This window comes from Shewanella sp. 2_MG-2023, assembly GCF_030548905.1.
GTDB lineage: Bacteria > Pseudomonadota > Gammaproteobacteria > Enterobacterales > Shewanellaceae > Shewanella > Shewanella electrodiphila.
Window position 1 is genome coordinate 19,347 of the sequence record NZ_JAUOSO010000008.1, and the last position, 19,790, is coordinate 39,136.

Below are 19,790 nucleotides of genomic sequence, written 5' to 3' on the forward strand. Positions count from 1 at the left end.
ACTCAATCATGACTAGTTAAAGCATTTTTGACTTACAGTAATGCTGCACAAAATCATAATGGTCAGGCAAATTCGAGACTTTCTGTTTCGCTTTTGCTTTGATTGAGCCTAAGAAGTGTTCCAGCTCTTCATCTTCCATCATATCGACAATTGGGTGATATTGTTTCGGTGCTAAACCTTGGCCCATCATTACCTGTATCCAAGAACTTTCGCCAAATAATTCATTACCGTGTTTATACACTTTGCCAGAAGCATCAAACATATCGATACGATGTTGCAACGATGAAGGTACGCTCATATTTTTACAATAGCGCCAGAAGCGAGTATCAGTGCGGTCAGTGACCTTATAATGCAATACAATAAAGTCGCGGATGTTTTCAGTTTCTGTGCGAGTTTGCTCATTAAATTCATTAATGTCTTCTTCAACAATACCTTGTGAAGGGAACATTTGCAGAAGACGCACAATACCTCGTTGAATAAGGTGGATGCTGGTGGACTCTAACGGCTCTAAAAAACCAGATGATAAACCAATTGCGACACAGTTTTTATGCCATGTTTTACGGCGACTGCCTGTGCGGAACTTAATCACGCGAGGGTCAGTTAACGGCTCACCTTCAATATTGTTCATTAACGTGGTTTTGGCATCTTCATCACTCATGTATTTACTGCAAAAAACGATGCCATTACCGGTACGGCTTTGAAGTGGAATCCGCCATTGCCAACCTGAATCACGAGCGATTGAGCGAGTATAAGGAATCGGTTTTTCGGTGGTTTTGGTTTGCACTGCAATGGCGCTATCACAAGGTAACCAATGGCTCCAATCATCAAAACCTGTATTGAGTGTGCCTTCGATAAGCATGGCCCTAAATCCAGTGCAATCTAGGAATAAATCACCTTCCACGATTTCGCCTGAGTCAAGTTGTAAGGCTTTAATATTGCCGCTATCTTCATATTGCAAGACATCATTAATTTTGCCTTCTATACGAGTTATGCCATGTTGCTCGGCAATGGCACGTAAGAATTTAGCGTAAAGCGTCGCATCCATATGATACGCATGGTTGTAATCTTGATTCGGCAGTACAGCAAAGCGACCTTCTCGCGCCGCTAAATGCTCAGTACAATAGTCGCCGATTTCACTGACGATGCCACGTTGTTGGCCTTTCAGCCAAAAATGTTGGAAACCACAGGCCCAGCAATCTTTGCCGAGAAAACCAAAGGAGTGAATGTAATCTTTTCCCACATCGTGCCAATTTTCAAATGAAATACCTAATTTAAAAGTGGCATTGGTGGCAGCCATGACATCCTGTTCTTTAATGCCTAATAAACGATGAAAAATATGCAACGTAGGAATGGTGGCTTCACCGACACCTACAGTGCCTATTTGATCGGATTCAACCAGTACCACTTCTAAGTTTTTACCTAGCAGTTTTGTTAATGCAGCAGCGGCCATCCAGCCAGCGGTGCCACCACCTGCGATGACAACTTTTTTAATTGGCTTGTTTGAAGCGTTTGCTTTTTCAGAGGCTTGCTTTTGCATAACAGAATTTCCTTACGATCAATTCACAAAATAGTGATTAACTCTTTATTATTCGTTGTTTGAAAATTAATGAACTCGCTTTTTTATGAGTTTATCGCTTTAACTTATTAATTAAGTCCGCTCTAAGCTTTCGAGCATTGATATCATCTAGAGGTTTAGTCTGCATCCCTTGAGCATCTTTCGGGATATGACTGACATCATCGTCATCATGATCAAATATGTAGTGATTGAACATGGCTTTCCAAGCTTGTCGTTGTGCTTTAGGCAGTGAGCGAAGACTTAACATTGCCATTGCCAGCGCGTTATTCGGTCTACCTAGATAAGCTGGCGTGTCTCGCCACCAATGGGTTATCAACACATTAAAGGCTTCTACACCACTTACTTGATGCCACCACATACTAGGAACATATAGCACATCACCAGGCTCAAGCTCAGCGGTTTGAGCCGCAGCAAGGGCATGTTTATATTTAGGGTATCTATCAAAGTCGGGCGCATCAAAGTCGACCATACTAATTTCTTGGCCACCAGGGGCAAACTCCATCGGGCCAATGTATAAATTACCGACTTGTTCGGGTGGGAATAGGGTAAAAGTACGCTTGCCAACAACGTTACAGGCAAGATTTTGCGGGAAATCAAAATGTGCTGCTATTCGAGATTGATTACCTAACCAGACGCTGGTTAGCGGCTTAATAGACTCAAGCTTTAGGCTGTTTTTATCTGCTAAACCTGGCAGAAACTGATTAATCTCAGTTGAACCCATATAGATACTTGGCGGAAAATCATCATTTTTATGGGTAAATAGCTTATCAATCACCTGATGTAAATTAAGCTGGGCGGCCTGATAATTAAAGCCATTAACTTGATCGTTATAAAATACGCGGCCTTTATGTTCTGGTGCCACGTAATAGGCAGTTACTGGGGTTTGCTGATAAAAAGACAGTAAGTATTGAGCCGCATCTTCTGCACTTTTAAGGCCAGCTTCCACTAAAGGCCAGTGGGCACAAGCTCCTTTAAAAATAACGGGTTCATCGATTGACTCAATCTCATCAATGATGTCACTCATTGAGCTGTTTTCAATCACTCTTACTGTCTGTTTCGTATCCATTTACAACAACCTTATAGATGTGCCTGATACAGCGTTAAGCACTTGTCTGAGCATTTTTGAAGTTCAAAAGCTGTCTTATATTTGATTGTGATGCCAACGTCATATAAATAGCGCTGAGATAACCTTGCTGATGCAGTTCAGCGAGTGTTTCCGCGGGAAGCGTGGCAAGGGTTTGTTCATTGATGGTGTAAAAACCAATCATTTGGTGCTTTTCACCGTTATCAAGCTCAATGTCTAGAGTAAATGACTCAAGCAATTCAAGTTTGATCAGGGTTTCAATAAAGTTTTTGCTATCGATTAAGCCATGGTGAATGGTTTCAAGCATTTCACCAACTTCATCAAGGTAAGGGGTGTTACCACCGTATGGGAAGAATAGCGGCTCACCTTCGGCTTCATTGATTCTAGGATGGTTTGGATCTAAATGAATCACACGTTGAACCTGCTCAACACCATCTTCCTGTACAGTTTGCTGACCGATTAAAAAAGGTTGGCGGCGGACAGTTAATGGAATATAGGCCGCTTGCCATTTACCATCTTGAAGAAACAAGTTTTCTTTATGTTGGAAGCCAAACATAGCAACAGAATAGAATTGGCCGGTATTACTGTCTTTTTGAAAAAAGATTGGATAATGTGCCTGTACACTTCTAAATTCGGCTGGAAAGGTCACTGTGTACCAGAGGTTATCACCGAATTTTTCTGAGCGTTCAGTAATAATTTTTAAGTCTTTATGATCGACACTATTGAGTAATACTGGTTTATTCATGCTGACATCCTAATCAAATACAGTCTTAGCTGTGTTTATTGTTATGTGTAATTGGTCTTGTAATAGCGAGTGTAATTTGTCGTTTATTATTGTATTGCGACTAAATCTTAGGTAATCCATATTGGGCAATTTTTGCCAGCAACTCTCGGTTGGTGGGCAATATTTGCTTTAAGCCTTGTGTACGTTTTATATTTTCACTGAAAAGTTGTTGAGCTTTATGTTGCAATGACGGCTTTAGTTGAGTTGGCACCATGGTCTGAAATTCCATACCATAAAGCACGAATTGAAAACTCGCAGCTGGAAATAATACATCTGTATGTTGAATGTCGTGTATATTCGGCGCTTGATTTCGCCACAGCTCGATTTGTTGTTGTAAAGAATCCGGTATCGTTGATGACTCACGATGGTCATGCCAATAGTCACTGTCGCTTCTTTTACTCAGGACATAATGCAGCTTTAAAAATTCGATAATTTGCTGCCAATGTTGGCTAAAACGTTGATTGACTCGAGAGGCAACAATATCCATTACTTGTCTATTCGCAGGTAATTGCTTAGCAAGGGTATTGGCACTCCATTCAACTAATGCTAGCGCTGATGCTTCTAAAGGCTCGATAAAGCCTGCAGCCATACCGATAGCCATACAATTGTTTTTCCAGCAGACTTGTCGATGCCCCGGTGCAATAGAAAGTTTTTTGAACTCTAGATTATCCACATCAATATTGACTGTGGGTCTAAGGTAATCGATAAGCTGCTTTTCTGCTTGGTCTTGATCGGTATGACTCGATGAATAGACATGACCGACGCCTCGTCTTGTCGGTAAACCAATATCCCAAATCCAACCATTTGTTTGCGCAGTAGAATGAGTGCATGAAGCAATCTCTGAGTCAGGGCTTAGGTAGGGGACTTGTACCGCTAAAGCGGAATCATTAAATAACACCGACTTTTGGCATATAAATGGAACGCTTAACTGCTCACCAAGCAGTAAAGATTTGACTCCAGTACAATCCACAAAAAAGTCAGCCTTGAGGATGCCTGATTGCTTGGTTGCTAAGTGGCTAATATCCCCATTGTCGTTTTTGTGAATACTGGTGACATGGTCTTGAATATGAGTCACGCCAAGTTTTTCGGTGCAATGCTTTTGCAACAGCTGGCTAAACTTACCTGCGTTAAGGTGGTAGCCGTAATTATTTTGAAATTGATACTCACCAGTAGTGATTTGTTTAGGCGCTAAAAATAATTGGCTTAATTGATTTTGCTGACCAACAGCATCTGCAAAGCTGACTTGCTCTCTGTGTGGCATCCAGTAAGGACAAAGATCTAATTCGTTTGTTCCTATAGGTAAACTGAAAGGATGAAGATATTGCTCGCCGGAGCGATTGTGTGTATTAGCTGAGTGAGTCCAGTTGAAAAAACGCGAACCTTGCTTAAAACTTGCGTCGCAATGGATTAAAAACTCAGTTTCACTGATGCCGATATTTTTGAGTGTGCTGCGCATTGAAGGCCAAGTACCTTCACCTACGCCAATGGTCGGCACATCTGGAGATTCTATTAAAGTGATATTGAGCTTAGGAGAGGGCGATAGCTTGCCATTATCAGCGTTGTGCTCAGCAGCCAGTATTCCCGCTGTTAACCAACCTGCAGTGCCGCCGCCAACAATAATAATGTTTTGAATCGCTTGTGCCATAAAATGCCTATTTTATATTTTGTAGTTAAGGCCAGTTTTAATAACTTTAATTCGTATCGATAGAGTCATTTTTTCCGCTAGAGCTTGACTAGCATTGAATATTTTTCAATCGCTTACAAGTGTTTGTAAGTAATAATTTGTAATAATGAGAGAGAATTGTAAATTCATAAAAAAGGTGCAACGTCCATGTTGCTAACGGATGTAGCTTAAAAAAGAGGTGACCATGATAGTCACCTCAAACGACCTTAGTTTACATATTTAAATCGTGTTCAAGTTAGAATGTATAACGCGCACCTAAACTGTATCGAGCTCCTGTTTGGGTGTAATTAAGAACTTGAGAATATGAACGACCATGAGTACGCGTATTTTCTTCAGTAATGTTTAACCCTTCGAAGAATACTGTTAGGCCTTCAACTGCAGCGACGTCATAACCAATATTGAAATCAACTTGTGAGTATTCTTCAGTATATGATGGGTTAGCACCGGTGCCGTCTCCTGTAGAGTTCAAGAACTCATCACGCCAGTTCCATGCTAAACGAGCAGAGAAGCCATAGTTTTCATACATTGCGACAACGTTAGCCGTATCACTGATGTTGGTTAGTACGTTTTGTTCTGCATAACCAGGGCGGTTTAGGTTGAAATTGTCATAAGAATCACCGGCGTTAACGATGGTGTAGTTAGCTTGCATACCAAAACCAGACTCACCAAAGAAATGCTGTACAGCGAACTCCCAACCATCAATCACAGAACTGTCGCTACTGTTAGATGGTGTAGCAATGTTAAAGATTAAATCTGGATCACCAGCACCACCGGTAATTTCAATATTGCCATTGTCTGCATTTCTAGTAACGTTAGGATCTTGACCTAATAAACCGTCGATGGAGTTATAGTTTGTATATATCCAATTACGTTGGTCTACAGCTTCGACTTCACCTGCTGCAATAGCTTCTTGAACATAAGCACCTTGGGTTGGGTCTGGAATGTTATAAAGGTTAGAATTAACAGAGTTACTATCAATAAAGTTGGTTACGTCTTTACGGAAATAGCCCACAGAAACGTAACTGGCATCATCATAATACCACTCTGTTGATAAATCGTAGTTAGTCGACTCAAGTGGGAGCAAGCCTGGAGTACCCGTATTACCAGAACCACCTCCTCGGTTAGCCAGCTCTCCTATTGATGTTCCGCCTTGAATTGAGGTGTAATCAGGACGACCAATAGTTTCACTGTATGCGGCACGTACATAAACATCTTCTATTACTTCGATATTGAAATTAAAGCTTGGTAAAAAATAGTCGTACTCGCCAGTCTCAGTTTGGAAAGCACTGTTGTCAGTAGCAGTGCTGCCTAAAGCAACTTCAGTTTCAGCTATCCAAGTCGCTTCATTATATGTTAAAACTCGAGATGTTGATTCTACGTCGGTTTTTTCATAACGTACGCCGAAGTGAACATCAAATGGCATATCGCCCCATTCGCCTTCGTAATTATATTGAACATAAGCAGATTGCGATTCTTCTTGAGTGTAGCGATCTGTAGTGTAATCAGTTGAAGGGCAGAAGCCGTTACCACAGTCACCAATAGCTGTAGAGCCGTATAGTTCAGCAGCGCGAGCGCGAACCGCTTCAAAATCCCAAAGGAAAATAACATCTTGTGGGTCAATAGAGGCAGAGCCTTCATAATCTGAGAAGTCACCTTGCGAACCATCAAATTTATCTTGAACACTACCCGCTGGGAACCAAGCTGCATCTAAATCACCAGCGTTACCAACCCCCCCCCAGTCATTACGTTGGACATTAACCTCTTGTGAATGGTTATTTACGTCAGTTGCTGCGATACCAAAGTCGATGCTACCTGCTTCTTCGAAGACGTAAGTACCATTAATTTGTAGTTGTTCAACTTCTGATTTATTACGAGCATTACCAAATACTGAACCAGTAACGCGCATATCTTCAGGACGAACAGCATTACCACCGCCAACAGCGAGTACTGGTACGTCACCGGTGAAATCAGTTGCAGCGCTTGTACGAATAAATGCTGCAGTACTTAGGTTACTGTTACTTCCGTTCGGGCTATTAGGTGAACGCTCTGCTTCTGAAGTATGGTAATCCAATGATAAGAATAAGTTATCAGTTGCATCCCACTCTAAGTTAAAACCTAAAGAACCGCTTTCATCACGAGTTCCGTAATCACCAGCAGCCATTGATAAATCAGCGCCGCCATCAGGGTAAGTTTCAGAGTAAACCAATGGAGATGATACTGGGCCATCTGACCAAGTACTTTCTTGAGTTCCAACAAAGTTAAACCATGCTGATACATCATGTGATTGGGTATCAACATCATTTTGCATATAAGTGTAATCTAGAGTTGCACGTAACGAGTCAATAGGCTCGTATTGCAAAACTAACTGACCATTAGTACGAGTACGTTGCTGCTCTTCAAAACGATAAACAGTGGTTTGAGGCACTGAGTAAATATCATCTTCACCGGCACGGTTAATTTGATTATCATCTTTTGGTACGCCGCCCCATTCTGCATTATCGCCGCCCCAGTCTTGGTCAACAATACCTGGGAAGCTACGCCAGCCTGTGCCGACTTGAGCTTGTTGGTTACCGCTTTCACGTTCTTGGTAACTCGCAGAAATAGATATACCAAATTTGCCATCAGCAAATGTATTTGAATATAAACCTGATAGTTCTGGTGTAACAGAGCCTTCATCAGTTGATTGATCATCAACAGCTTTAACACCGAAAGTCGCTTTAAGGCCTGGAGAGCTTAGTGGGCGATGAGTTAGAACATTAATTGTTGCGCCAATACCACCAGTTGAGTTTTTCGCTTGGCTTGTTTTCTCAACTTCAACAGCACTAATTGCTTCTGATGCAATGTTAGCGAAGTCAAAAGAGCGAGAACCGGTTGTTACTGGCATTTGACGGTTATTGAGCATAACCAAGTTTTGGTCTGCACCGAAACCACGAACAGAAACACGGCTACCTTCACCATTTTGTCTGTCGATTGATACACCCGTAATACGTTGCAAAGACTCAGCTAAGTTACTGTCTGGGAACTTACCAATGTCTTCAGCGTTAATTGCATCAACGATACCGTTAGAGCTACGTTTTAAATCCATTGATTTAATTAAGCTTCCGCGAATACCCGTGACTTGAAGTACTTCAATGTTTTCATCTGCAGCGGCTTCATCAGCTGCGAATGCTGGCATCATGGTACTTGCACTCAGTACTACCGACAAACTAGTGGCAATTCTGGTCTTTTTAAATGTTCTAAATTTCATCTAAGTCTCCCCTCGACTAGATCTCAGGCTACTACTCTCTGATTTTTTTATTCGGATTACGCATTCACGTAATATGTTTTATTCATCATTTGTAAACGCTTTGAAAAGCCTTTATGTAAAAGTTAATGTAAGCGCTTACATAAAACTAGATTAATTTGTTAACAGCGTCAACAATAATTGCTACAAAAAATCACAAGTTGTTAACTTTGTTTTGTGGCAAAACAAAACAAGAAATCTTAAGTTGCTGAATAAAAACATTAATAATTTACTATTTAGCAGTTTTATCTAAAATAAAAAAAGAAATAATTTTGTGATAGCGCTTACATTTTTTTTGAAATAAATACGCTAAGGAAGGTGGTTGTTGCAGATTATGGAAGCTAATTTCAATATAAAGACAGTTTAGTGCAGTTACATGCTTGTTTTTACACATATTGTATGACAAATGAATAGTGTTTTTAAATGAGTATTAGGTCAATTTCGGAGTCAAAAATTGCCATGAATTTAGATACTATTTTAGAAAATACGCAAAGCAGTAAGCAGTAAGCAGTAAGCAGTAAGCAGTAAGCAGTAAGCACAAAAGCAGGCCTGAAACTGATGGCAGATCCCCATATTGAAATAACACTAGTTGTGCAATAACTTGAGAAATGCGAAGTGAGGTATGAGAATTGATTTTTGATGTAGCAAGCTTGAATGCTGCTAATTAAAAGCCGCATAAGTCGCGGCTAAATTGGGTCTGACAAGCAATCATCTAGGGATTGGTGCTTTGCACTTATTATTGTTTCTTGTGATTGTCAGAAGGCTTAGTTGCCGAATCTCTAACTATTAACTGTGGTGTAAAGGTATTTTCAACTTCAGCTTTAGGGTCATTATAAACATGCTTTAATACCCAAAATGCAGCCATTTTGCCCATTTCATGGATCGGGTTATTCACTGTCGTGAGTTTAGGGGAGATATATTGTGGGAAAGGGATGTTATCGTACCCCACAAATGACAACTCTTGTGGGATTTTCATGCCTTTTTCAAGGCATACTGCAATGGCACCAGAGGCCATTTGATCGTTAGCACAAACTACTGCGGTAAAAGTCTTTTTGACGCTAAGTAAGTGCTCCATTGCTAAACAGCCGCTGTGCTCTTTAAAGTCTCCCTCAAAGCACAGTTGCTCATCAAATTCGACACCAAATTCAGTTAATGCCCGTTGATGACCATGTAATCGGTCTTGAGCATCGAGTTTAAATTTGGGGCCTGAGATATACGCAATGTCTTTATGTCCATGACTGAGAATGTGTTTGGTGGCTAGGTAACCACCAAGATCATTATCTAAATAAACACAAGCATCACTGATTTCTTCGATGTAGCGGTTAATCAGCACGATGGGAGTATCACCCTGGTGCAGCTTAATCAGATATTCATCATCAACAGCTTCTACGTCAAGAATTAACGCATCACAGCCTCGACTCATTAAAAACTCAACACCGTCTTTTTCTTGGGACTCATCACTGTGTCCTGCTGCAATGATAACGTGTTTATTGCCCGCTCGAAGTGCAGTTTCAATCTCAGTCATCATTGGGCCGTAATAGGGGCCGTCTAATTGAGACACTAACACACCGACACTATTTGAACGGTTAGACGCAAGGGACTGCGCAATGGTATTTGGACGATATCCCAATTGATCCATTGCACTTAATACTTTCTGTTTCGTTTTTTCGCTGACTTTAGTGTTGTTATTCATCACTCGGGACACTGTCGCGAGTGAAACGCCTGCTAAAACTGATACGTCATATATTGTCGCCATATATCCCTATTTAATACTGTCTAGCTAATGATGAGAGTCAAAACGTCGGTTAGACTAGCATGAACTATTTAGCACATTCATTAAAAAACGGTTTTATTTGACGAACATTAATAAATCAGTTCGCCAAATAAACAGTATTATCTGTTGTGCGTATCAATTGTATCAAGCTCTGTAATTAATAAGTTTCTACAATTTGTGAATATTTATTCATTTGTGAATATTTATTCATTAGTGAATGTTGAGCATATTTATTGCGTAATTGCAGCGTGCACTTTCTCAACTTGCTCATTGTCTAACTTGTACCACTTCATGACGATAGCCACGATAATTGATCCCACTGCAGGGTAGATAGTAAATGAAATCAAAATCCCTTGTTGAGTTGCTTGGGTTTGTTCAACATCAGCTTGGTAACCATATAATGCCAGCAACCAACCTGCGGCTGCACCACCAATCGCAACACCTAACTTGATAAAGAAAATAACTGAAGAATAAATCATTCCGGTAATTCTTACGCCAGTCTTAAACTGACCGTAGTCAACTACGTCTGCCATTTTCGCCCATAGTAGTGGGGTGCCCATATTAAACGTAAAGCCCCACACTATAAATAGTGCAAATGCGAGTTCAACTTGGTCGCCTGAGACAAAATAGGCCGCAATACACAGAGCAGCAGCAATGAATTGAATGGTGATATAAGCTTTGACCTTACAGACTCGTTTAGCTAAAGGCTCAGCTAAAATACAGCCAAATATATTACCAATCATACCAAGAGTAATGAATAAAGTGATTGAGTCTGGCATATGCAAATAATACTTAACGTAATAGATTGCTAAGCTGGTTTTAAGCACCATGCCTGATAACAACCATATAGCGGCTATAGATAGAATACGCCACTGATCGTTTTGCCACAGTAACTTGAAATCTCTTTTAAAGCTTAAGTTTTGATCTTTCGGCGGGTGTAAGCGCTCTTTTGTGCCAAGAAAACACAGAATAAACATCACCACGCCCAATGCGCTCATTGCTGCAATGGTCAGTTGATAACCTTTAGCTTGATCGCCTTGGCCGAAATATTCAACTAAAGGTAATGTTAATCCTGACACCATTAAACCGCCAATCATGGCAAACACAAAGCGGTAAGACTGTACTGAAACTCGTTCTTTGGGATCGGCTGTTAATACACCACCTAATGCACAATAAGGAATGTTGATCGCGGTATAGACCATCATTAATGCAGTATAGGTGACAAAGGCGTAAATCATTTTGCCTTCTTCAGCTAAGTCAGGTGTCGTAAATGCTAAAACACTAATTAAGCCAAAAGGCAGAGCAAACCACATAAGGTAAGGACGGAATTTACCCCATTTGGTTTCTGTTCTATCAGTGAGTGCCCCCATCAGAGGGTCGGTTATAGCATCAATAAATCGAACAGCCAAAAACATTGTGCCGACAAATGCAGGTGAAATACCAAATATGTCAGTATAAAAAAACGTAAGAAATAACATCACCGTTTGGAAAACGATATTACTGGCTGTATCACCTAATCCATAGGCTATCTTCTCTTTAACGCTAATCATGCAAACCTCTTTCGGGTTATTATTTTTCTAATGTAGGGTGTTGGGCATTTTTTCAATTTTGCTATAATTCAGCTCTTTGGCTAATAAAATCACGGTAGGCAAGACCACTGTGTTTTATTGTTCGTTTTTGTGTTTGGTAATCAACATACACTATCCCAAAGCGTTTTAAATAGCCCTCTGCCCATTCAAAATTATCCATTAAGCTCCATGCAAAATAACCATCGATTTTAACGCCTTGCTCAATAGCATCATTAACCGCATTTAAATGCGCTTGGTAATATTCAAGTCTGTCTAAATCATTTACCGCGTCATCAACAATTTTATCATCCATAGCTGCGCCATTTTCAGTGATGTAAATAGGCGGTAATGTATAGGTGTTATGTAAGCTAGTTAATAAGTCGGTGAAGGCAGCAGGGTAAATTTCCCAACCGATATCAGTTTTAGGGGCATCTTTCATATCAATTTGTTCAAACTGGTTTTCACTGCAAGCTTGATACACGGCTCGGGTATAAAAGTTAATTCCTAAAAAGTCGATTGGTTGACTAATAATGTCCATGTCCCCAGGTTCAATATCTGGTTTGTCACCGTCATCAAAATCATGAATTATTTCAGGATATTTACCATCCATTATTGGTTTGATATACCACTGATTAAAGTAGTCATCAGCAATTTGGCTGGCTTTGATATCAGCTGGCTTGTCAGAATAAGGGTAACAAGGAGTGAAGTTAAGCACGATACCGTTTAATGCGTTTGGGCAGTTCTTTTGAATCACTTGCATGGCAAGACCGTGAGCAAGTAATAAGTGGTGCGCAGATTTACGACCATAGGCTTTTGTTGCAAGGCCTGGTGCATGAATACCAATCTCATAGCCTAAATAAGAGCTACAAAAAGGTTCATTTAATGTGGCGTAAGAATGTACGCGATCACCAAGTGCTTGAGTGATTTTATCGGCGTAGTCTTGGAAGAGGTAGGCAGTCTTTCTATTTAACCAACCACCTTGATCTTCAATATGTTGTGGTAGATCCCAATGATAAAGCGTGGCATATACCTTTATCCCTCGGGCGATAAGATTATCCATCAAGTTAGTATAAAAGCTCACACCTTCTTGATTGAGGCTACCATCTTGATTAATCACACGCCCCCAAGAAATAGATAATCGATAAGCATCAACTCCTAATGATTCAATCAACTCAACATCATCTTTCCATAATGCCACATGCTCGCAAGCTTGTTTGCCGTCAGAACCGTCACGGATTTTGTCTGGTGTTGCGCAGAAGGTATCCCAGATACAAGGTAAGCGAGAATCAGCCGCTCCTTCAATTTGAAAAGAGGCGGTTGCAACACCAAAAGTAAATTCTTTTGAGTGCATTTTAGAATCTGATGGTAATGATATTTTCATATTTATTATTCACTTAATATGTTTCTGATGTAATTCTGCCTACAGCGCTTCAAAGGCCTAAACACAGGCGGTTACTGAGGTGCTGTTACAATTTTTACTAATAAAAATCGTTGACTTTCGTTATCGGTATGTTAAAAATGAAAGCGCTTACATCGAGATTAGTGATTAATTAACCAAACGTCAATAATTGATTTAGATAATTCTCGAAACGGCCTATCCATGTACTACCAAAGATGTAGGACAAGGGTGCTTAGATAGACTTAAACCATAAATACATAATAATTAAAGAGGAAATGTCATGGCTAACGCACCGTTAAATGCAGATGCTGCAGAAATGGGGAGTGTTCATCAAACTGGGAATTTTCGGTTTGCTTTGATGGCATTAACCTCACTATTTTTCATGTGGGGTTTTTTAACCTGTTTAAATGACATCTTAATTCCATATTTAAAAAATATGTTTGAATTAAGCTATACCCAAGCGATGTTAGTTCAGTTTTGTTTCTTTGGCGCCTATTTTATTGTATCAATTCCTGCGGGCTCTTTAGTCGGTAAAATTGGATATCAAAAAGGGATTGTTACCGGACTGGCTATTGCCTGCGCAGGTTGCTTACTCTTTTACCCGTCAGCGAGCTATGCCTCTTATTGGATGTTCTTAAGTGCTTTTTTTGTATTAGCATCGGGTATCACCATATTACAAGTTGCCGCTAATCCTTATGTGAGTGCATTAGGCCCTGCAGAAACCGCGTCTTCAAGATTAACCATGACTCAAGCATTTAATGCGCTTGGTACCACAGTCGCGCCATTTTTTGGCAGTTACTTGATTTTAAGTAATCAACCCCATGAAGCAGCTTCTAGTGCGGCAGAGTCATCTATTGCAGCTGTACATCAAGCTAGTACAGTGCAAGTTCCTTATTTAATGTTAGCTGGCGCCTTGTGTGTGCTAGCGATTATTTTCTTCATTTTAAAGTTACCCGTTCTTGGTATTAGCGAGCAAAAAACCAAACAACAAAAGGGCACAGGTAGTGCGTGGAAATATCCACATTTGGTATTAGGCGCTGTAGGTATCTTTGTTTATGTTGGCGCCGAAGTTGGCATAGGTAGTTTTTTAATTAACTTTTTGACTCAGCCTGATATTGGTGGATTTACTGAATCGCAAGCTGCTAAGTACATTGCTTATTATTTTGGTGGTGCAATGGTTGGTCGCTTTATTGGTGCTTTGGTGATGCAAAAAATAGCTGCAGGCAAAGTGCTAGCATTTAACGCTACCTGCGCAGTTTTATTAGTGGCAGTAGCGATGTTATCTGAAGGCACAACAGCAATGTGGGCATTGCTATTGGTTGGACTATGCAATTCTATTATGTTCCCAACGATCTTTAGCTTAGCGTTAACAGATTTAAAGCAGCATACCAGTCAAGGTTCTGGTGTCTTGTGTTTAGCGATTGTTGGTGGTGCGATTGTCCCATTATTGCAAGGCATGCTAGCTGATACCTTTGGCATTCAATTGGCGTTTGTTTTACCGCTAGTGTGTTACGCCTTTATTGCTTATTACGGTTTAGTGGGCAGTAAAGCTAAACGCCCAGAAGCTGCGTAATATTCGACTGAAACGCTTAATGATGAAACATTTAAAAACAAATATAGAATTTATGACAAGAATACATAAGGCAAATTTTATGAAAAAGGCAAATAAGGTTATCGCAAGGAAGCAATTAGCATTGCCACTGCAAGTATTAACCGTATTGATGGGGCTATCGGCTTGTTCAGGTGAAAACAAGGATATGCCAATGGCATCGGTTAAAGCAGATAAACAGCCTGTGGTTGAAGTAGAAGTTGCAGCCAAAAACACTGACGTAGCGACAGTAAATAATATTGATATTTGGCCAAAGCTTGCGATTCCATTAGCGAAAGATGCTGAACTTGAACAGCGCATTTCATCGTTAATGGAAAAGATGACCTTAGAGCAAAAAATTGCTCAGATGATCCAACCTGAAATCCGTGATATCACCGTTGAAGATATGCGTAAGTATGGATTTGGTTCTTATTTGAATGGCGGCGGAGCTTATCCAAATGATGATAAACACGCAACACCTGCGGACTGGATTAAGTTAGCTGAAGATATGTACCAAGCATCTATGGACGACAGCGTTGATGGTATCGCTATTCCAACAATGTGGGGAACCGATGCGGTTCATGGTCATAACAATGTCATTGGTGCGACCTTGTTTCCCCATAACATTGGTTTGGGTGCGGCGAATAATCCAGACTTGATCCGTGATATTGCTGCCATTACAGCCAAAGAAGTAATGGTAACAGGAATTGATTGGGTGTTTGCTCCAACGGTTGCGGTTGTAAGGGATGATCGCTGGGGAAGAACCTATGAAGGTTACTCAGAAGATCCACGCATTGTTAAAGCTTACTCGCACTCGATTGTTGAAGGTTTGCAAGGAAAAGTCGGTGATGACTTTTTATCTGACCAACATGTCATTTCAACGGTAAAACATTTCTTGGGTGATGGTGGAACAGAAAAGGGTATTGATCAGGGGCAAAACCTAGATTCAGAGCAAGACTTATTTGATATCCATGCTCAAGGTTATGTTGGCGGTTTAACTGCTGGCGCGCAAACCGTCATGGCGTCATTTAATAGCTGGCAAGGTAAAAAAATCCACGGCGAAAAATACCTACTTAATGATGTATTAAAAGACAAAATGGGTTTTGATGGTTTTGTGGTAGGTGACTGGAACGGTCATGGTCAAGTTGACGGCTGTACTAATGAATCATGTGCTCAAGCTGCCAATGCAGGCTTAGATGTATTCATGGTGCCAACCAGTGCTTGGAAACCTCTTTACGAAAACACTATTGCCCAAGTTAAAGATGGCGAAATTAGTCAAGCACGTGTTGATGATGCAGTACGTCGTATTCTTAGAGTTAAATTTCGCGCAGGATTATTTGAAAAGCCAAGTCCTGCTAATCGCGCTATTTCAGGCAAAACAGAATTAATTGGTGCTAAAGCGCATCGAGATGTAGCAAGACAAGCGGTGCGTGAATCACTAGTACTGCTTAAAAATAACGCTAACATTTTACCATTAGCGCCAAATTCCAAAGTTTTAGTGGCGGGTGATGCAGCCGATAATATCGGTAAGCAATCTGGTGGTTGGAGTATTACTTGGCAGGGTACAGATAACTTAAATGAAGATTTCCCAGGTGCAACTTCGATTTTTGCGGGTATTGAGCAAACTGTGGATGCTGCGGGTGGTCAAGCTTGGTTAAGTGTTGATGGTCAATTTGACGCAACAAACAAACCTGATGTGGCAATTGTGGTATTTGGTGAAGAGCCGTATGCAGAAGGTAATGGCGACATTGATAACCTTGAATACCAACGTGGAGATAAGCGTGATTTAGCTTTACTGCAATCATTAAAATCTCAGGGTATTCCTGTGGTTTCAGTATTTATCAGTGGCCGTCCTATGTGGGTTAACCCTGAATTAAACGCATCAGACGCCTTTGTCGCTGCTTGGTTACCTGGCACAGAAGGTGATGGCGTAGCTCAAGTACTTTTCACTGAGATAGATGGAAAAGTCAATGCTGACTTTGTCGGTAAGCTATCTTTCTCATGGCCAACAACGCCGCAGCAAACGTCGGTTAATGTGAATGATGAAGACTACCAACCCTTATTTGCTTATGGTTATGGTCTTAAATACGGTGAAAAAAGCCAGGTGTCAGATATGCTTTCAGAAGATAACTTCGCATCTGACGCTAAGCTTGAAACGTTAGCCTTATTTGAGCGAGCTGTAAAAGCACCTTGGAAACTTATTATTGGTACAGAAACATCAATGGAGACAGTAAGTAGCAGTATTCAAAAAAATGATGCATTGACCTTAAGAACCTTTGATAAAGCAGTGCAAGAAGACGCAAGGTTAGTGAACTTTAACGGAACAGGCATGGGCTTTGTTGGGTTAATCAGTAACTTCCCACGTGACTTACGTGCTTATTCAAACAGTAATTCCGCTTTATCTGTATTAATTAAAACCACCAACAAGGTTGAAAAACCGGTCATGTTAGGTGTGGCGTGCGATAGAGATTGCCGCGCAGATGTTGATATTGCAGGAGCCTTAAATGAGTCAGTTGGAACTTGGCAAACTATTAGTGTTGATTTGAAGTGTTTTGCAAATCAGCAAGTTGAGTTTGGCAATATCAATACACCTTTCTATATTGCGACAGAAGGTAAAGCCGAAATTAATTTCAGTGATTTACTGATTGTGCCTAATGCGGCTAATGACGCCACGATTACCTGTCCAGCGCTTTAATTAATCTTTGCCAGTTGATTGTTAAGACAATCAACTGGCAATAACTCCTGCACTGTTGTGAACTTGCAATTAACTTTGTAAGGGATTTTGTTGGATTTTTTTCAAGTTATTTTACTATTTCCTTGGGGGGAAAATGAAAAAATTAACATCAACTTTAACCTTCACCAGTATGAGTATCGCCGCAGCATTGCTAGTTGGTTGTGGTTCAGATAGCTCAACAGAAAATGATATTACATCGGTTGATAACACCGTCGAACAGCCACAAGAAAGCCCGTGGACACTAGTTTGGAGTGATGAGTTTGACGGAACTGCGATTGATCTAGAAAAATGGAATCTTGCCCATAACTGTTATGGTGGGGGTAATGAAGAACATCAGTGTTATACCCAGCGTGATGAAAACAGCAAAGTAGCTGATGGCATGTTAGTGATAACGGCTGAGCGAGAAGATTTTAGCGGTCCAGCCGTGGCTTTAGGCGATCCTAATTACGATGCAACCGATACATCTAAGCAGCAACCTTATACCTCGGCAAGATTAGATTCCACCCATAAAGGGGATTGGAAATACGGCCGTTTTGAGATCCGCGCCAAAATGCCTCAAGGCCAAGGAACGTGGCCTGCAATCTGGATGCTACCAACGGATTGGGTGTATGGCCCTTGGGCGGGGTCGGGTGAAATCGACATCATGGAAGCGGTGAATTTAAAAGTAGTTACCGAAGGTTCTGAACCAGAGTCTCGTATTCACGGTACTTTGCATTATGGCAAAGCATGGCCTGGAAATGTTTATTCTGGCGCAGAATATTCACTGCCAGAAGGAGCAAACCCTGCTGACGATTTTCATGTGTACGCAGTGGAATGGGAAAAAGATGAGATCCGTTGGTACGTTGATGAGGTTCATTTTGCCACTCAAACTTCAGCAGGCTGGTATAGCCAATACACGGATACAGATGGGAACCTTCAAAGTGCTCCAGAAGATGCGCCCTACAATCAGCCATTTCATATGATTTTAAACCTAGCAGTTGGCGGCACGTGGGCGGCGAATGTCAATAATACTGGGGTGGATGAAAGCGTATTCCCACAGACGTTAGAAGTGGATTATGTACGAGTGTATGAATGCAGTGTTTCGCCAGAAACAGGACAAGGCTGTGCGTCTATTAGCGAAAGCGCTGAAATGGTCGAAGGCCATACAGCACCTGAAATCACCACGCCATCGACTGATATTGGAGCTGGGCCAGAATTCATTTTATATGATGACGAGCTCAGCGAAGGGCTAAGCTTAGACAGCTATAACCCTGATGGTTCTGTCACGCTTGCTGCTGTTGAGGTTGAAGGGCGCGGCGAAGTGCTTCAGTTAGACAAGGTTGGCGCAACGGGGAACGCTTATTTTGCACACCCTCCCACGGCTGATTTATCCCATTGGGCGACGAATGGCGTGTTAGTTTTCGATTTGAATGTCATTAGCACCGATAATGACGTGGAGCTATTGGTTAAAATAGACAGTGGCTGGCCCAATGTTAGCGACACCAGCGTGGTTTTACCCGAGTTAAATACTTGGAGTGAAATTCGCTTACCTATTGCCGACCTTGTTGCCAGTGGTAATCGATTTTCACCGGGAAGCTTTGTTGATTTAGCCTCGGTAGCCAACCCTTTTGTGATAGAGCCTTTAGGCAATATGAGCCTGCAAATTGATAATGTGCGCTATGAATATGAAGTGTCTCAATCTGATGAATTAATTGTTTATGATGATGCAGTTAAAGCGCCTTTTGAAATTGGTCATTATGCGGCAACAGGGAGTGTTGCAATTGAACAGGTTGATGTTGGTGGTGACAATAATCTTGTGAGCCAATTTAGCTTTAATACTAATGAAGCCGTGGTGTATTTTCAAAGTGCAAATTTTCAGCAAGACGTCAGTAGCTTTAACTTTGTCGAGTTTGATTTGAATGTCACCAGCGACCCACGTGAAGTAAGAGATTTTAATATTAAAGTCGACTGTGGTCATCCATGCAGTTCAGGTGACTTTGCGATTGATGCGCCTGAAATTGGTGTTTGGACTCATTACAAAATAGCGTTTGCAGATGTCGTAGCCAATACAGGTTCTAGTTTAGATTTAACTCAAGTGGATACACCTTTAGTTATCTTTCCTGCATGGGGTAATCAAAGTGGTGTCGTGATGCAAGTTGATAATGTGATGTTGACTAAATAAGTTTGAATACGAATGCAGTCAAGGCGATGAGGGTTTTAAGCTCATCGCTCTTGGCTTACTATCAAGCTGGCGTTACAAATAAGTAACAATAAAGTTTTAGCCTTGAATGAAATCAGATTACATCACGTTAGAAATCTAGTGTGAGTGAATAAAGA

The 19,790-nt window shown here is 40.9% G+C and carries 11 protein-coding genes; 3 read left to right on the forward strand and 8 right to left on the reverse strand.

Features of this window, described 5'->3' with window-relative positions:
* Positions 1-16: 16 nt before the first annotated feature.
* The 8 genes from Q4600_RS09615 to Q4600_RS09650 form a co-directional block, all read right to left on the reverse strand.
* Positions 17-1,537, reverse strand: a complete 1,521-nt coding sequence (locus Q4600_RS09615) for a tryptophan halogenase family protein (protein WP_303515735.1) — start codon at positions 1,535-1,537, stop codon at positions 17-19.
* 91 nt (positions 1,538-1,628) lie between these two features.
* The gene (locus Q4600_RS09620) at positions 1,629-2,642 is read right to left on the reverse strand and encodes a cupin-like domain-containing protein (protein WP_303515736.1); all 1,014 of its coding nucleotides are present in this window, start codon (positions 2,640-2,642) and stop codon (positions 1,629-1,631) included.
* Positions 2,643-2,676: 34 nt separating this feature from the next.
* Positions 2,677-3,405 (reverse strand): SapC family protein, encoded by a 729-nt coding sequence (locus Q4600_RS09625; RefSeq protein ID WP_303515738.1) that lies wholly within the window; start codon positions 3,403-3,405, stop codon positions 2,677-2,679.
* A 100-nt stretch (positions 3,406-3,505) separates the two neighbouring features.
* On the reverse strand, positions 3,506-5,089 hold the full coding sequence (locus Q4600_RS09630) for a tryptophan halogenase family protein (RefSeq protein ID WP_303515740.1): 1,584 nt from the start codon (positions 5,087-5,089) through the stop codon (positions 3,506-3,508).
* A gap of 274 nt (positions 5,090-5,363) precedes the next feature.
* The gene (locus Q4600_RS09635) at positions 5,364-8,375 is read right to left on the reverse strand and encodes a TonB-dependent receptor (protein WP_303515742.1); all 3,012 of its coding nucleotides are present in this window, start codon (positions 8,373-8,375) and stop codon (positions 5,364-5,366) included.
* A 772-nt stretch (positions 8,376-9,147) separates the two neighbouring features.
* Positions 9,148-10,167 (reverse strand): LacI family DNA-binding transcriptional regulator, encoded by a 1,020-nt coding sequence (locus Q4600_RS09640; protein WP_303515745.1) that lies wholly within the window; start codon positions 10,165-10,167, stop codon positions 9,148-9,150.
* A gap of 248 nt (positions 10,168-10,415) precedes the next feature.
* On the reverse strand, positions 10,416-11,735 hold the full coding sequence (locus Q4600_RS09645; RefSeq protein WP_229368900.1) for a glycoside-pentoside-hexuronide (GPH):cation symporter: 1,320 nt from the start codon (positions 11,733-11,735) through the stop codon (positions 10,416-10,418).
* A gap of 61 nt (positions 11,736-11,796) precedes the next feature.
* Positions 11,797-13,134 carry a GH1 family beta-glucosidase gene (locus Q4600_RS09650; protein ID WP_303515747.1) on the reverse strand — a complete coding sequence of 446 codons (1,338 nt, stop codon included), beginning with the start codon at positions 13,132-13,134 and terminating at the stop codon, positions 11,797-11,799.
* A gap of 298 nt (positions 13,135-13,432) precedes the next feature.
* Here Q4600_RS09650 and Q4600_RS09655 point away from each other — a divergent pair, with 298 nt between their 5' ends.
* The 3 genes from Q4600_RS09655 to Q4600_RS09665 all read left to right on the forward strand — a co-directional run bounded on the left by Q4600_RS09655 (position 13,433) and on the right by Q4600_RS09665 (position 19,635).
* Positions 13,433-14,725 (forward strand): sugar MFS transporter, encoded by a 1,293-nt coding sequence (locus Q4600_RS09655; protein ID WP_248954712.1) that lies wholly within the window; start codon positions 13,433-13,435, stop codon positions 14,723-14,725.
* A 148-nt stretch (positions 14,726-14,873) separates the two neighbouring features.
* A complete protein-coding gene (locus Q4600_RS09660) occupies positions 14,874-17,435 on the forward strand; it encodes an exo 1,3/1,4-beta-D-glucan glucohydrolase (protein WP_303516024.1) in 2,562 nt (853 codons plus the stop codon).
* Between the two features lie 133 nt (positions 17,436-17,568).
* The gene (locus tag Q4600_RS09665; protein ID WP_303515751.1) at positions 17,569-19,635 is read left to right on the forward strand and encodes a glycoside hydrolase family 16 protein; all 2,067 of its coding nucleotides are present in this window, start codon (positions 17,569-17,571) and stop codon (positions 19,633-19,635) included.
* Positions 19,636-19,790 lie beyond the last annotated feature (155 nt).